General features: G+C 71.3%; 13 protein-coding genes and 1 tRNA gene. 4 read left to right on the top strand and 10 right to left on the bottom strand.

All coding sequences use genetic code 11. The features are described from left to right. Positions 1 to 4: 4 nt before the first annotated feature. The 8 genes from KBX43_RS30055 to KBX43_RS30090 all read right to left on the bottom strand — a co-directional run bounded on the left by KBX43_RS30055 (position 5) and on the right by KBX43_RS30090 (position 7,971). On the bottom strand, positions 5 to 910 hold the full coding sequence (locus KBX43_RS30055; protein WP_064445277.1) for an ABC transporter substrate-binding protein: 906 nt from the start codon (positions 908 to 910) through the stop codon (positions 5 to 7). Positions 911 to 942: 32 nt separating this feature from the next. Further along, positions 943 to 1,653 carry an ABC transporter ATP-binding protein gene (locus tag KBX43_RS30060; RefSeq protein ID WP_043329572.1) on the bottom strand — a complete coding sequence of 237 codons (711 nt, stop codon included), beginning with the start codon at positions 1,651 to 1,653 and terminating at the stop codon, positions 943 to 945. Beyond that, complete coding sequence (locus tag KBX43_RS30065; protein WP_374226037.1) at positions 1,643 to 2,488, bottom strand: ABC transporter ATP-binding protein; 846 nt, start codon at positions 2,486 to 2,488, stop codon at positions 1,643 to 1,645. Before KBX43_RS30065 ends, KBX43_RS30060 begins: the two co-directional genes overlap by 11 nt. Beyond that, the gene (locus KBX43_RS30070; protein ID WP_030503807.1) at positions 2,481 to 3,620 is read right to left on the bottom strand and encodes a branched-chain amino acid ABC transporter permease; all 1,140 of its coding nucleotides are present in this window, start codon (positions 3,618 to 3,620) and stop codon (positions 2,481 to 2,483) included. Before KBX43_RS30070 ends, KBX43_RS30065 begins: the two co-directional genes overlap by 8 nt. Further along, positions 3,617 to 4,567, bottom strand: a complete 951-nt coding sequence (locus tag KBX43_RS30075; RefSeq protein ID WP_043329571.1) for a branched-chain amino acid ABC transporter permease — start codon at positions 4,565 to 4,567, stop codon at positions 3,617 to 3,619. Before KBX43_RS30075 ends, KBX43_RS30070 begins: the two co-directional genes overlap by 4 nt. A gap of 105 nt (positions 4,568 to 4,672) precedes the next feature. Further along, positions 4,673 to 5,833 carry a branched-chain amino acid ABC transporter substrate-binding protein gene (locus KBX43_RS30080; RefSeq protein ID WP_043329570.1) on the bottom strand — a complete coding sequence of 387 codons (1,161 nt, stop codon included), beginning with the start codon at positions 5,831 to 5,833 and terminating at the stop codon, positions 4,673 to 4,675. Between the two features lie 257 nt (positions 5,834 to 6,090). Continuing rightward, on the bottom strand, positions 6,091 to 7,314 hold the full coding sequence (locus KBX43_RS30085; RefSeq protein WP_210888468.1) for a hypothetical protein: 1,224 nt from the start codon (positions 7,312 to 7,314) through the stop codon (positions 6,091 to 6,093). Positions 7,315 to 7,350: 36 nt separating this feature from the next. Then, on the bottom strand, positions 7,351 to 7,971 hold the full coding sequence (locus tag KBX43_RS30090) for an ANTAR domain-containing response regulator (protein WP_043331122.1): 621 nt from the start codon (positions 7,969 to 7,971) through the stop codon (positions 7,351 to 7,353). A 104-nt stretch (positions 7,972 to 8,075) separates the two neighbouring features. On the opposite strand from KBX43_RS30090, the gene KBX43_RS30095 reads away from it, so the two are divergent. Both KBX43_RS30095 and KBX43_RS30100 read left to right on the top strand, forming a co-directional pair. After that, positions 8,076 to 8,149: transfer RNA gene (locus KBX43_RS30095), tRNA-Leu, on the top strand. After that, complete coding sequence (locus KBX43_RS30100) at positions 8,125 to 8,934, top strand: transcriptional regulator (protein ID WP_307851633.1); 810 nt, start codon at positions 8,125 to 8,127, stop codon at positions 8,932 to 8,934. The genes KBX43_RS30095 and KBX43_RS30100 overlap by 25 nt, the downstream gene beginning before the upstream one ends. 36 nt (positions 8,935 to 8,970) lie before the next feature. Here KBX43_RS30100 and KBX43_RS30105 read toward each other — a convergent pair whose 3' ends face one another. Beyond that, positions 8,971 to 10,146 (bottom strand): PLP-dependent aspartate aminotransferase family protein, encoded by a 1,176-nt coding sequence (locus tag KBX43_RS30105; protein WP_210870349.1) that lies wholly within the window; start codon positions 10,144 to 10,146, stop codon positions 8,971 to 8,973. Between the two features lie 83 nt (positions 10,147 to 10,229). Between KBX43_RS30105 and KBX43_RS30110 the strand changes: the two genes are divergently transcribed. Continuing rightward, positions 10,230 to 10,709 (top strand): Lrp/AsnC family transcriptional regulator, encoded by a 480-nt coding sequence (locus KBX43_RS30110; protein WP_030503801.1) that lies wholly within the window; start codon positions 10,230 to 10,232, stop codon positions 10,707 to 10,709. Positions 10,710 to 10,770: 61 nt separating this feature from the next. Then, positions 10,771 to 11,766: an LLM class flavin-dependent oxidoreductase gene (locus KBX43_RS30115; RefSeq protein WP_192900086.1), complete on the top strand. Its 996-nt coding sequence runs from the start codon at positions 10,771 to 10,773 to the stop codon at positions 11,764 to 11,766. A gap of 167 nt (positions 11,767 to 11,933) precedes the next feature. Here the strand turns inward: KBX43_RS30115 and KBX43_RS30120 are convergent, their stop codons facing one another. Then, positions 11,934 to 14,219 carry a cellulose binding domain-containing protein gene (locus tag KBX43_RS30120; protein WP_210888472.1) on the bottom strand — a complete coding sequence of 762 codons (2,286 nt, stop codon included), beginning with the start codon at positions 14,217 to 14,219 and terminating at the stop codon, positions 11,934 to 11,936. Positions 14,220 to 14,471: the final 252 nt, after the last annotated feature.

Raw genomic sequence — 14,471 nt, forward strand, 5'->3', positions numbered from 1 at the left:
GTCGTCACGGGTTGATCGCGGGGTCCGTGATCGCGCCGTCTCCCACCTTCCACTTGTCGAGCACCTGCTTGTAGGAGCCGTCGGCGATCACGGCCTTGGTGGCGTCACGCACCGCCTCGGCCAGCTGCGTCTGCTCCTTGGCCAGCACGTAGCCGTACGGCGCCGCCTCGTACTGCTTGTCCAGCAGCTCCAGGGCGTCGTTGGACTGCGTCACCGCGTACACGCCGACCGGGTAGTCGGCCAGCATCGCGTCGTCCTTGCCGGACACGACGGCGGCGGTGGCGGCGTCCTGGCCCGGGAACTGGTCGACGGTGATGGCCGGCTTGCCGGCGTCGGTGCACGCCTTGGAGCGCTTCTGGATGTCCTCGACCTGGACCGTGTCCTTCTGCACCGCGATCTTCTTGCCGCAGGCGTTGTCCAGCGCGACCCCGGCCGGGTTGCCCTTCTTGGTCACCCACTGCGTGCCGACCTGGAAGTAGCTGACCATGTTGGCCTGGCCCTTGCGCTCGTCGTTGATGGTGAACGACGAGACGCCCGCCTCGTACTTGCCCGAGTTGACGCCGTTGATGATGTCGCCGAACGGCGCCGAGACGAACTCCGCCTTGAGGCCCAGCTTGGCCGCCACCGCGGTGAACAGTTCGACGTCGAAGCCGATCACGGTCTTACCGTCCGTGTCCAGGAACTCCGCCGGGGCGTAGGTGGAGTCGGTGCCCACCACGATCTTGCCGTCCGACTTGATCGCGTCCGGGACCTTCGCGGCCAGCGCGGCGTCGACCGACGACGAGACGCTGGGGCCGCCACCGGGCTGCTCGGTGCTCTCCTCCTCGCCGCACGCGGCGAGGGAGAGCAGCAGGACGGCCGCACCGGCGACGCCGAGCGCCGCCCGCCGTCCGGGGTTGGGGTGGAACATGGCTGTACTCCTTATTGCGAGGGGTCGGTCGGTCAGGCCACGCCGAGGTAGGCCTCTTTGACCGAGGGGTCGTGCAGCAGGTCCGCGCCGGTGCCGCTCTTGACGATCCGGCCGGTCTCCAGCACGTACGCCCGGTGGGCGCGCGCCAGCGCCTGCTGGGCGTTCTGCTCCACCAGCAGGATCGTGGTGCCCTGCTGGTTGATCTCCGTGATGATCGTGAAGATCTGCTGGATCAGCATCGGCGCGAGACCCATCGACGGCTCGTCGAGCAGCAGCAGCTTCGGCCGGCTCATCAGCGCCCGGCCGACCGCGAGCATCTGCTGCTCACCGCCGGAGAGCGTGCCGCCGGCCTGCTTGCGCCGCTCGGCCAGCCGCGGGAACAGGTCCAGCACCCGGGCCAGGTCCTGCGCGATGCCGGCCTTGTCGCGCCGGGTGTACGCGCCCATGTCGAGGTTCTCCAGCACCGTCATGCCGGGGAAGATGCCCCGGCCCTCGGGCGCCTGGCACAGCCCGCGGCGGACCCGCAGGTCGGCGCGGAGCTTGGTGATGTCCTCACCGGCGAACTTGATCGTGCCGGAGGCGACCGGCCGGATGCCGGAGATCGCCCGCATGGTGGTGGACTTGCCGGCGCCGTTCGCGCCGATCAGCGCGACGATCTCCCCCTCGTCCACGGTCAGGCTGATGCCGTGCAGCGCCTGGATCCGCCCGTAGAGCAGGCTCACGTCCTCGATCTCAAGCAGCATCGTCCGGCACCCCCAGGTACGCCGCGACCACCTTCGGGTTGTCCCGCACCTCGGCGGGCAGCCCTTCGGCGATCTTCTTTCCGAACTCCAGGACCACGATCCGGTCGGTCACGCCCATCACCAGGCGCATGTCGTGCTCGATCAGCAGCACCGTCACGCCCTGGTCCCGGATCTGCCGGATGAGCTGCAGCAGCTCCTCCTTCTCCGCCGGGTTGAAGCCGGCGGCCGGCTCGTCCAGGCAGAGCAGCTTCGGGTCGGTGGCCAGCGCGCGGGCGATCTCCAGCCGGCGCTGCTCGCCGTAGGACAGGTTGCGGGCGAACTCGTGCATCCGGTTGCTGATGCCGACGAACTCCAGCAGGCGCTCGGCCTTCTCCCGGCCCTCGCGCTCCTCCTTCCAGTGCCGCGGCAGGCGCAGCAGGGCGGCGATCACGCTGGTCTTGTGGTGCGCGTCCGCGCCGACCTGGACGTTCTCCAGCGCGGTCATCTCCGGGAAGAGACGGATGTTCTGGAACGTACGGGCCATGCCCATCCGGGTGATCTGGTGGCGCTTCTTGCCACTGATCTTCTGGCCCAGGAACCGGATCTGCCCCTCGGTGGGCTGGTAGATACCGGTCATCGCGTTGAAGCAGGTGGTCTTGCCGGCGCCGTTCGGGCCGATCAGACCGAGGATCTCCCCCTTGTAGAGGGTGAAGTCCACGTCGTTGAGGGCCACCACGCCGCCGAAGCGCAGCGTGACGTGGTCGACCTCCAGCAACGGTTCCCGCTCTTTGACCGTCTCGACGGCGGGGGCCGCCGCCTGGGCCGGAACTGCCGGGGTCTGCTCGGTGTCACTCACCGACGATCACCTCCTTGCGGCGGTCCTTGAACTCCGCCGCTCGTCGCCGGTTCGGGATCAGGCCCTGCGGCCGGAAGATCATCATCACCACGAGCACCAGACCGAAGAAGAGGAACCGGTACTCGTACAGCTCGATGCCGAACAGCTCGATGCCGCGGAACCGCTCGATCATGTACGCGACCAGGCCGCCGCCGACGATCGCGCCGACGATGTTGCCCGAGCCGCCGAAGATGACGGCGGCCAGGATGATGATCGAGTTGAGCAGCTCGAAGTTCTGCGAGTTGACGAAGTTCTGCTTACCGGCGAACAACGCGCCGGCCAGGCCGGCGATGGCCGCGCCGGAGGCGAACGCCCACAGCTTGAACTTGAACGTCGGCACACCCATGAGCTGGGCCGCGTCCTCGTCCTCACGGATCGAGATCCAGGCCCGGCCGACCCGGCTGTGGGTCAGGTTCCGCACCCCGATCACCACCAGGATGATCAGCGTGAGCACCAGCCAGTAGTACGGGCGGGCGTCGAGCACGCCGAACCACGGCCGGCCGTCGGCGTACTGGCCGGGCGGGTGCGGAATCTGGTTGAAGCCGCGCTGTCCCTTGAGGAACTCGGAGCTGACCGCAGCGATCCGGATCATCTCGGCGAAGCCGAGCGTCACCAGCGCCAGGTAGTCGCCGCGCAGACGCAGCGTCGGCGTGCCGAGCATGACGCCGGAGACCATGGTCAGGCCGATCGCGATCGGCACCACCGCCAGCCACGGCCACAGCGTCTTGAGGTCACTGCTCGGCGAGGTCAGCACCGCCACCGTGTACGCGCCGACGGCGAAGAAGCCGAAGTAGCCGAGGTCGAGCAGACCGGCGAAGCCGACCACGATGTTGAGGCCGACCGCCAGCAGCACGTAGATCGAGACCGTGAACATCACCTGGGTGAAGTTCGCGCCGGGCGTCGGGATCGGCCCGAGGTACTGGTAGAACTCCTTGTTCGGCAGCGCGTAGAAGAACGCGATGACCGCGACCAGCAGCACCCAGCGGACCCAGCGCGGCGCGTGGTGCCAGCGCTCCGAGATCGCGTGCCGGCCCTGCCGCAGCTTGTCCGCCGCCGTCTCCCGCCGCTCCGGCGGGTCGATGGTGGTCGTCATGCGCGTGCCCTCCCCAGTGATTCGCCGAGCAGACCGGTCGGCCGGAACATCAGCAGCACGACCAGCACCGCGAACGCGGCGAAGTCCTTCCACTGACTGCCGAACAGGCCCGCGGCGTAGTTCTCCACGACGCCGAGCAGCAACCCGCCGACGAGCGCGCCGCGCAGGTTGCCGATACCGCCGAGCACCGCGGCGGTGAACGCCTTGAGGCCCAGCAGGAAGCCGACGCTGTAGGTGAGCGTCTGGATCCGCACGTCGTAGAGCAGGCCCGCGACGCCGGCCATGGTGCCACCGGCGATGAAGACCATCAGGATGATGCGGTCCTTGTTGACGCCCATCAGCGCCGCCGTGTTGGCGTCCTGGGCCACCGCCCGGATGCCGCGGCCGGTACGGCTGCGGTTGATGAACTGGTCCAGCGCGAACATCATCACCAGCGCGGAACCGATCGTGAGCAGCTGCACCGCGTCGATCGGCACCCCGGCGATGTGGAACAGCGGCTCCGAGCTGACCAGGATCGGCGCGCCCTCCGGCCGACGCCGGGTGTAGACGCCGAACGCCTCGGAGATGGCGATCGAGGCGCCGATGGCGGTGATGAGGAACGCCAGCGGCGGCGCGTTGCGCTTGCGCAGCGGCCGGTACGCCACCCGTTCGATCACCGTCGCGGTGCCCGCCGAGGCGATGGCCGCCACGATCATCGCCACCAGCAGGTAGAACAGGATCGAGCCGAGGCCGCTGACCTGCGAGTTCTGGTCGAGTCCGAATCCGTTCCAGGTCCAGATCGCGGCGAACGCGCCGGCGATGAAGACCTCGGAGTGGGCGAAGTTGATGAGCCTGAGCACGCCGTACACAAGCGTGTAGCCGAGCGCGACCAGGGCGTAGATGGCGCCCTGCGTCAAGCCGGTCGTGGTGAGTTCCCCGAAGTTGGAGAACAATCCGTCGAAGTCCAAGGGAGGGACGCTCCGTCGCTCAAGAGAAAAAGAGGGTGCGGCCGGGAGCCAGCTCCCGGCCGCACCCGCGATCACTACTCAATCGCCAGTCCAGCGATCGAACGATCAGGACTTGGGGATCTCCTGGTCCGGGACGACCTTGCCGCCCTGCACCTTGAACGCCCAGACCTTGACCTGCGCCGGGTCGAGCTCGCCGCCCTCGACGAACTTGTAGCTGGCGGCAACGCCCTCGCCGCTGTAGCCCTTCACGAACTCCAGCAGGTCGGCGCGGCTGCTCTTGCCGGCCTTGATGCCCGCCAGCAGGATGTTCGCCGCGTCGTAGGCGGTGTCGCTGTAGGTGCCCGGGTCGGTGCCGTTGAGCGCCTTGAAGTCGGCGGCGAAGGTGCCGCGCGCCTCGGTGGACGGAGCGCAGGGGCAGGTGAGGATGGTGCCCTCGGCGGCGGCCGCACCGGCGGAGGTGATGTACGCGCCGTCGTTCACGCCGTCACCGGCGACCAGCGGAGCGGTGACCCCGGCAGCGGTGAGCTGCTTACGGATCAGGCCGGCCTCCTGGTAGTAACCGCCGTAGAAGACCGCCTTGACGTTGGCGGCCTTGACCTTGGTGACCACACCGGAGAACTCGACCTGCTTGCCCTCGCCCTGGACCTTGTCGCTGCCCACGACCGCCGGGCCGAGGACCTTCTTGACCTCGTCGGCCAGGCCGGCGCCGTACGCGGACTGGTCGTCGATGACGTAGACCCGGTCGGCCTTCATCACGTTCTTCATGTAGTTACCGGCGGCCGGACCCTGGCTGAAGTCGTTGCCGACCGCGCGGAAGAACGTCTTCCAGCCCTGCTCGGCGAGGCTGGGACGGGTCGCGGAGGGGGTGATGGTGACCAGACCGGCCTCGTTGAACAGCGGACCGGCGGCCTCGGACTCGCCCGAGTAGGCCGGACCCACGACACCCAGGATCTTGGTGTCGTCGATCGCCTTCTGAGCCAGACCCGGCGCCTGGTCCGGGCTGCCCTGCGAGTCGAGCTCGGCGAGCTCCACCTTGCAGTCCGGGTTCTCCTTGTTGTACTTGTCGACGGCCAGCTTGACGCCGTTCTTCTCGTTGATGCCCAGCGCGGCCGAGCTACCGGTCAGCGCGCCGAAGAAAGCGATCTTGCTCCCGCAGGCGCTGCCCCCGGAACCCTCATCGTCGCTGCCGCTGGAACAAGCGGTGCCACCGGCGACGAGCGCCAGCATGGCGACCCCGCCGATCACGCGTGCGAGCTTCTGCCTCAAGGCCCGAACCCTCCTCCGTCCATGATCCGAACCACCCGCCGCTGATTGGCCCTTGCGGGGTGGACGAACCAAGACCGTCGTCGCCGGTCTGGGCCGGGACGTTATCCCACCGGAAGCGGTGGCGTAAGACCTGGAAAGCGGGGTTGACCGAACCGTTACACGCGGTGGCGGATTCAAGCCGATCGCCGTAAGAACCGTAGGCGGGGAAAGGCTTTCACCAACTATTCCTCGGTAACGGGCTCATCGGCGATCACCCGCTACCGATCGATGGCCGGCAACGCCCCCCACCAGGCACGGGACGTTTTCCCGTCGTCGGCGACCACGAACAGCCCGTCGTCGCCGACGGCCACCGCCAGCGCCGCGTCGCCACCGTCCGGCACCGGCACCGGAGTGATCACCGGAAGCCACGAGGCGCCGCCGTCACGCGACATCCAGAGCCGTCGCTGAGCCCCGTCACCGGTCACCGCGACGAGCCGCCGACCCGCCGCCGCGAGCGCGTCCACCGACGACACCCCGGGACCCGCCGTACCGAACCCGCCGACCCGCCGCCACCCCTGCGCCGCACCCGCCGAACCGGCCGACGGCGAGCCGCAGTCGTCGCACCCGCGCCACACCGCGAACCGGTCACCCACCGGCCCGAGGACCACCGGCCCGCCGTCGGCCGGCACCACCCGCTCCGCCGCCCCGGCGGCGCCCGCCGGCACCGGCAACGCCGCGCGCCGCCACACCCGGCCGTCGGCCGAGGACCACGCGAGCGGCACCCGGGCCGTACCGCCGGGCGGCAGCAACGACCCCACCACCAGCCAACCCGAGGAGCCCACCGCCGCCACGTCGTACGCCGCCGTCCGGCCCCGGCCGTCGCCGGCCAGCTCCGCCACGCCCTCACGCAGGACGAAACCCTCGGCGTCCGGCGACGACCACACCGACGCGCCGTCCGCGCGCGACCCGGCGACCAGCCACCCGCCCGGCCCGGCCGCCAGCCGCGACGCGCTCACCGCGCGCGGGCCACCGAACAACTCGAACGCCGCCGGCACCTCCCGCACCGGCCCACCCGGACGCCAGACCCACGTCCCGGTACGCGGATTGCCGTGCACACCACCGGTCTTCGCACCCAGCGCCGCCATCCCGTAGTCGCGGCACGCGACCGCGTAGAGCACGTGCTGACGGCCGTAGAACGTCTGCCCGCGTACCGGGATCGGCGACCAGGTCACGCCGTCCGATGAGGACCACACCGCCGGCCGGGTCTCCCCCGCCGCGTCGACCAGCCCGCCCACCACGTACCAGCGGCCGGCACAGCGCGCCGCGTCCCGGGGCACCGGGCGGCCTGCGGCACCGTCGGGAAGGGCCAGCTCCACGGCCCGCCACTCCGGGCGCACCGGCGCCGGCACGGGCAGCGGCCGCGGGGTGGCGTGACAGGCCGCCACGAGCGACGCGGCAGCGGTCACGGCGGCGAGCGCCGGCCGGACGCGCACGGAAGGCATGGACCCGATCCTATCGATCGGGCACCTTCCGGCAGGTCAGGAAGCCGGCTGCTCCACCTCGCCGCCGGCGGTCTCGGCGAGGATCCGCTCGGCGACCTCCTTCATGGTCATCCGGTGGTCCATCGCGGTGCGCTGGATCCACTTGAAGGCCTGCGGCTCGGTCATGCCGTACGTGGTCATCAGCGCGCCCTTGGCGCGCTCCACGGTCTTGCGGATCTCCAGCCGGTCGGTGAGGCCGGCGACCTCCGACTCCAGCGCGGCGATCTCCGAGTAGCGGGACAGCGCGATCTCGACCGCCGGCACCAGGTCGCTCTTCTGGAACGGCTTGACCAGGTACGCCATCGCGCCGGCCGCCCGCGCCCGCTCCACCAGGTCACGCTGGCTGAACGCGGTCAGGATGATCACCGGGGCGATGCGCGCGCCGGCGATCCGCTCGGCGGCGGCCAGCCCGTCCATGATCGGCATCTTGATGTCGAGGATGACCAGATCCGGCTTGAGCTGCTCGGCGAGCTTGACGGCGGTCTCGCCGTCACCGGCCTCACCGACCACCTCGTAGCCCTCTTCGACGAGCATCTCGGCCAGGTCCAGCCGGATGAGCGCCTCGTCCTCGGCGATCAGAACGCGCTTGCGCTCGGCGTCCGCCTGCATCTCGCCCACGAGCCACTCCCACCGGTTCGAGCCCGACACCCGCCCTGCCGGGTGTCGCCGCCCCTAGCGTAGTAGGTAACCTATGGCACGACGCGAGAGCGTCGCGCGAGCCTGTCCCCGTATTCCAACCGGTAGAGAAACGGAGCTCAAACCTCCGACAGTGTGGGTTCGAATCCCACCGGGGACACCGAAACCGTCGTACGCGCGTTCGAAGATGTCCGCGTGCATCCACCCGAGATACGCGCGCGAGCACGTCAGGCCTTCCTGTCCGGGGCCACCGTCGCGGAGGCGGCCCGCGCAGTGGGCCTCAACTACCGCACCGTCTGGCACTGGTGCAGGGATCGGCCGGAGTCGAAGCAGCACGGCACCGCGCTGCGGTGTTTCCGCTGCCGCGAGGGTGTCCGCGTTCCGACAGATCCGACGGCCTATGCCTATCTCCTCGGGCTCTACCTGGGCGACGGGCATCTCGTGACCAGGGCGCGGGTGCCGGTGCTCCGGATCTCCTGCAGCGACAGTTGGCCCGGGCTGATCGAGGCTTGCGACGACGCCATGCGGCGGGTCCTGGCGGCGAAGGTCCAGCGCGTCCAACATCCGGGCTGCGTCAGCGTGCAGAGCTACGGCAAGCACTGGCCGTGCCTGTTCCCACAGCACGGACCCGGCAAGAAGCACCAACGCCCGATCGTCCTGGCGGACTGGCAGCGCCCCATCGTCGAGGCTCAGGCGGGCGACTTCCTGCGCGGCCTCTTCCACTCCGACGGGTGCCGCTTCGCCAACCGCGTCGTCGTCCGGGAAAAGGAGTACGTCTATCCCCGTTACATGTTCCACAACGAGTCGGCCGACATCATGGGCCTGTGCCAGCAGGCCCTCGACCGGCTCGGCATCGCCTGGCGGATGAACCGCCCCAACTCCCTGTCGGTGGCCCGCCGGGAGGCGGTCGCCGCCCTCGACCAGCACGTCGGCCCCAAGTCGTGACCGGCCCGCGCCGCCGACCCGGCCGACCGGCAGGCGTCAGATCCGCGCCAGCGCCCGCGCGAGGTCCGCCCGCAGGTCCTCCGGGTCCTCCAGGCCGACCGAGACGCGCAGCAGCCCGCCGCAGGGCTTCGCGTCACCCTCGACCGGCCGGTGGGTGAGCGAGGCCGGGTGCTGGATCAGCGTGTCGACGCCGCCGAGCGACACCGCGTGCGTGATCAGCTCGCAGGCGCCGGCGACCTCGGCCGCGGCGGGCGCGCCACCGCGTACCTCGAAGGCGAGCAGGCTGCCGGTGCCGGACATCTGCCGGCCGACCAGCCCGGCCGGGTCGTGCAGGGACGGGTGGTGGACGCGCTCGACGGCGGGGTGCCCGGCGAGCCAGGCGGCGAGCTTCTCCGCGCCGGCCTGCTGGGCGCGGACGCGCAGCGGAAGGGTCTGGATGCCGCGGTGCAGCAGGTACGCGCCGAGCGGGTGCAGGACGGCACCGGTGACGGCGCGCACCTGGCGCAGCCGGGCGGCCCAGTCGGGGGCGCAGGCGATCACGCCGGCGAGGACGTCGCCGTGGCCGCCGATGCTCTTGGTGGCGCTGTGCAGCACGAGCGCGGCGCCGTGGCGGGCGGGCTGCTGGAGCACCGGGGTGGCGACGGTGTTGTCGACGAGCAGCGGGACGTCACCGGCGGCGTCGGCGAGCGCGGCGATGTCGACCAGGTCGAGGCTGGGGTTCGCCGGGGTCTCGACCACGACCAGGGCGGTGTCGGGGCGGATCGCGGCGGCCACGTCGGCGGGGGTGGCCCAGGTGACCTCGGTGCCGAGCAGGCCGGTGGCGAGGACGTGGTCGGTGCCGCCGTAGAGGGGACGGACGGCGACGATGTGGCGGTTGCCGTCGCGGGTGGCGGCGAGCAGGGCGGCGGTGAGCGCGGCCATGCCGCTGGCGAAGGCGACGGCCTCGGCGGTGCCTTCGAGCTGGGCCAGCGCGGTCTCGAACCGGGCCACCGTGGGGTTCCAGAGGCGCTGGTAGACGGCGCTGCCGCCGGCCGGGAGGTTGCCGCCGGTGGCGAGCGTCTCGTAGTCGTCACCGCCGCCGGCCACCGAGGGCAGCGGGTTGGTGGTGGACAGGTCGATCGGCGGGACGTGGACGCCGAGCCCGGCGAGGTCGGCGCGCCCGGCGTGTACGGCTGCGGTGTCCACGGAAGTCATGCCGGAAGCGTCGAACATGACGATGGCTAGAGGCAATAGCAGCGAAGAAGATTCTGGCAATCACGCTTTCGCCCAGCGGTGATTCGGTGAAGGATGGTCACATGCCTGCCGCACCGAATGATGTACGGCCGTTCGCCGGCCTGGACGACGTCGACCGCGCGATCCTCACCGAACTGGCGGCCGACGGCCGGCTGCCGAACAACGCGCTGGCCGAGCGGGTCGGGGTGGCGCCGTCGACGTGCCTGACGCGTACCCGGGCGCTGCGCGAGTGCGGGGCGATCCGCGGGTTCCACGCCGAGGTGGACCCGGCGGCGGTGGGGCTGCCGTTGCAGGCGCTGGTGTCGGTGCGGCTGACCGCGCACGAGCGGGCCGCTGTGGACGCGTTCCGGGCCCGGTCGGTGCGGCTACCAGGGGTGGTGTCGGTGTTCCACGTGGCCGGCGCGGAGGACTACGTGCTGCACGTGCGGGCCGCCTCCGGTGACGCGCTGCGGGACTTCGTCCTCGATCATCTCGCAGTCGATCCGGCGGTGCAGCACACCCAGACCAGCCTGATCTTCGAGCAGGCCCGGGGTATGGGGTAGCGCACCCGGCGGAACAATTCCGGCACGTGGCCTGTTGCACCACGCTGTGATCGACGTACCCATGTCTGTTCTTGATCTTGCCCCGGTGGCGGCGACCGGCAACGCCGGTGAGGCGCTGCGGTACACCACGGAGCTGGCCCGCCGCACCGAGGAGCTGGGCTACCGCCGGTTCTGGGTGGCCGAGCACCACAACATGCCCGCCATCGCCAGTTCCGCGCCGGCGGTGCTGCTCGCGCACCTGGCGGCGAACACCAGCACCATCCGGCTCGGCTCGGGCGGGGTGATGCTGCCCAACCACGCGCCGCTGGTGGTGGCCGAGCAGTTCGGCACCCTGGAGGCGCTGCACCCGGGCCGGATCGACCTGGGCATCGGCCGGGCGCCCGGCACCGACCAGGTGACCGCGCTGGCGCTGCGCCGCACCATGGAGGGCCTGTCCGCGGAGCACTTCCCGCGTGAGCTGGCCGACCTGATGAACTACTTCTCCGGCGCCGAGCCGGGCCCGATCACCGCGACGCCGGGCCGCGGCCAGTCGCCGCAGGTGTGGCTGCTCGGGTCCAGCGGGTTCAGCGCGCAGCTGGCCGGCCTGCTCGGGCTGCCGTTCTCGTTCGCGCACCACTTCAGCTCGCAGAACACGATCCCGGCGTTGCAGCTCTACCGGCAGAACTTCCGGCCGTCGCAGTGGCTGGACCGGCCGTACGCGATGGTGGCGGTCAACGCGGTCTGCGCGGAGACCGACGAGCGGGCCGAGTGGCTGGCCGGGCCGGCCGGGCTGTCGTTCCTGAAGCTGCGCTCGGGGCGCCCGGAGCCGCTGGTCACGCCGGAGGAGGCGGCGGCGTACCCGTACTCGGAGTTCGAGCGGGAGTTCGTCGCCCAGCGCCGCGACGGCCAGGCGACCGGCTCGCCGGAGACGGTGGCCCGGCAGCTCGGGGAACTGCTGGAGCGCACCGGCGCGGACGAGCTGATGCTCACCACGATGGTGTACGACGTGGCGGACCGGGTCCGCTCGTTCGAGCTGATCGCCGAGAAGGTGGCGGGCGGGCTGCGCCGGGAGGGCTGAAACACGCTCTTCATAGCCACGTCACCGCAGCGTCGCGCGGGACGCATAACTTTGTCCCCGGTGGTGGTACGGCATTCCCGGTCGGGACGGGTCGGGAATGCTGCGGTGTGGTGCACCGGGTCGCCGGCGGAGCGGATTCCGCGGCCGGCGACCCGGTGCCTGTCGTTTCAGCGCAGGTAGATGTTCGGCGCGGCCGGGGTGCTCATGCCGTCGCCAAGGTAGAAGCCCGGGTGCGGCGGCTGGTTGTAGGCGGTGTTCTGCCAGGCCACCGCCACCCGGTACTGCGGGTCGTGCATCAGCGTCGGCAGCCGCAGGCCGGTGGTGACCGGCGTGCTGTAGATCCGGAGCGCGGTGCTGTCGGAGGTGCGCCAGACGACCTCCTCCCGCCAGTCGCCGAGCAGGTCCGCCGAGAGCGCCGGGGTGGACTTGGTGCCGTTGTTCGAGGCGACGCCGCTGCCGGTGAGCAGCCGGGTCTCCCCGCCGGTGCCGTACTTGTCGATCTTCGTGGCGTCGAGCAGCTCCCGGACCGGGTCGCCGTCCCACCAGATCAGGAAGTTCGCCGACGACGGCTTGCGCCCGACGTTCTGGCCCCGGGTGTTGAGCAGCCCGTCGACGGCCGACGACCAGGACTCCGCGCCCGGGCTGCCGGCCCAGACGTCGCCGGAGACGCCGCGGCCGTTGTCGCCGTTCGGCGCGGTCTGCCAGATGATCTGCCCGGTACGCGCGTCGGCCATCCAGGAGCTGGGCTTGCTGCCGTCCTCGTCGACCTTGAACACCTCCAGGCCGGCGCGGGACGGGTCGAGGTCGCCGACGTGCAGCGCGTCGCCGTGGCCGTTGCCGGTGGAGTACAGCAGCCGGCCGTTGTCGTCGATGGTGGCGGCGCCGTACACGATCTCCTGACGGCCGTCGTTGTCGACGTCGGCCACGGAGAGCTGGTGGTTGCCCTGGCCGGCGGCGGCGCCGTTGCCGGAGGCGTTCGAGTCGAACGTCCAGCGCTTGCGCAGCGTGCCGTCGCGGAAGTCCCAGGCGGCGACGACGGCCCGGGTGTAGTAGCCACGCGCCATGATCAGCGAGGGGCGCTGCCCGTCCAGGTACGCGGTGCCGGCGAGGAACCTGTCGACCCGGTTGCCGTACGAGTCGCCCCAGGACGAGACGGTGCCGCGCGGCGGGTCGTAGTCGACTGTGGACAGGGCCGCGCCGGTGCGGCCGTCGAACATGGTCAGGTACTCCGGGCCGGCGAGCACGTAACCGCTGGAGTTGCGGTGGTCGGCCGAGCCGTTGCCGATCACCTGACCGGTGCCGGAGCGGGTGCCGTCGGCGGTCTTCATGGCCACCTCGGCGTCTCCGTCGCCGTCGTAGTCGTACACCTGGAACTGGGTGTAGTGGGCGCCGGCGCGGATGTTGCGGCCCAGGTCGACGCGCCACAGCCGGGTGCCGGTGAGCGTGTACGCGTCGACGTAGACGTTGCCGGTGTAGCCGGACTGCGAGTTGTCCTTGGCGTTCGACGGGTCCCACTTGAGCACGAACTCGTAGCGGCCGTCGCCGTCGAGGTCACCGACGCTCGCGTCGTTCGCCGAGTAGCTGTACCCCTCCCCGGCCGGGGTGGTGCCGCCGGGCGGCGGCTGGATCGGCACGTCCAGGTAGCCGTTGGCGAACTGGAGCGCCGGGGCCGACGCCGCCTGCTCGGCGCCGTTCACCACGGCCCGCACGGTGTACGCGGACCCGGCCGCCGCGCCGCTGTCCAGGTACGTGGTGGCGCCGGTGATCGGGCTGGCGTTGACCTTGGTGCCACCTCGGTAGAGGTTGAACGCCACACCGGTGGTCTCGGTGCCGAGCAGCCGCCAGGAGACGAGGTTGCCGCTGCCGGAGCGGACGCTGACCAGCCCTCGGTCGAGCTTCTCCATCTGCTTCGCCCCGGCCGGCGGGTCGGTGGGCGGGGGCGTGGTTGGTGGCGGTGTGCTGGGCGGAGGTGTGGTGGGTGGCGGTGTGGTGGGTGGCGGCGGCGTCGACGGCGGCGCGCTGGTGGACGGCGCGCCGGTGCAGGCGGTGCCGTTGAGCGTGAACGCGGCCGGCACCGGGTTCGACGCGTTGTTCCACGAGCCGTTGAAGCCGAAGTTCGCGGTGCCGCCGGTGCCGATGGCCGCGTTGTAGCCGGCGTCGCGGGCGCTCACCTGCGCGCCGGACTGGCTGACCGTCGCGTTCCACGCCTGGACGACCTGCTGGCCGGCGGCGAAGCTCCAGCCGAGGGTCCAGCCGTTGACCGGGTCGCCGAGGTTGGTCACTGTCACGTCGGCGCCGAATCCGCCGCTCCACTGGTTGGTGATCCGGTAGTCGACCCGGCAGCCGGCGGCCGCCGCCGCGGCGGTCATCGTGGTGAGCGCGCCGGCCGACAGGGTGAGCGCCGAGGCCGCGGCGAGCAGCGCGAGCCGGCGGCGTGGGGTGGTGAGGTGCACGGGGATGCCTTTCGCGGAGGTCAGGCACGCGACGACGCCGGCCTGCCCGGACCGGCGGATACGTGCCCTGACGCGACGGGCGACGTCAACGCATCGACGTCGATGATTCGGCTCCGCGCTCCGTCAGCCTAGGTCACCGCCGGACACCCCCACAAGCGCGGCGGCGCGGGCGGGGCGGGCAGCGCGGCGGCGCGGCGCGGGCGGGGCGGCGCGGCAGCGCGGCGGCGCGGCGTGGGCGCGGCAGCGCGGCGG

The sequence above is a fragment of the Micromonospora sp. C41 genome (assembly GCF_018070485.1).
GTDB lineage: Bacteria > Actinomycetota > Actinomycetes > Mycobacteriales > Micromonosporaceae > Micromonospora > Micromonospora chalcea.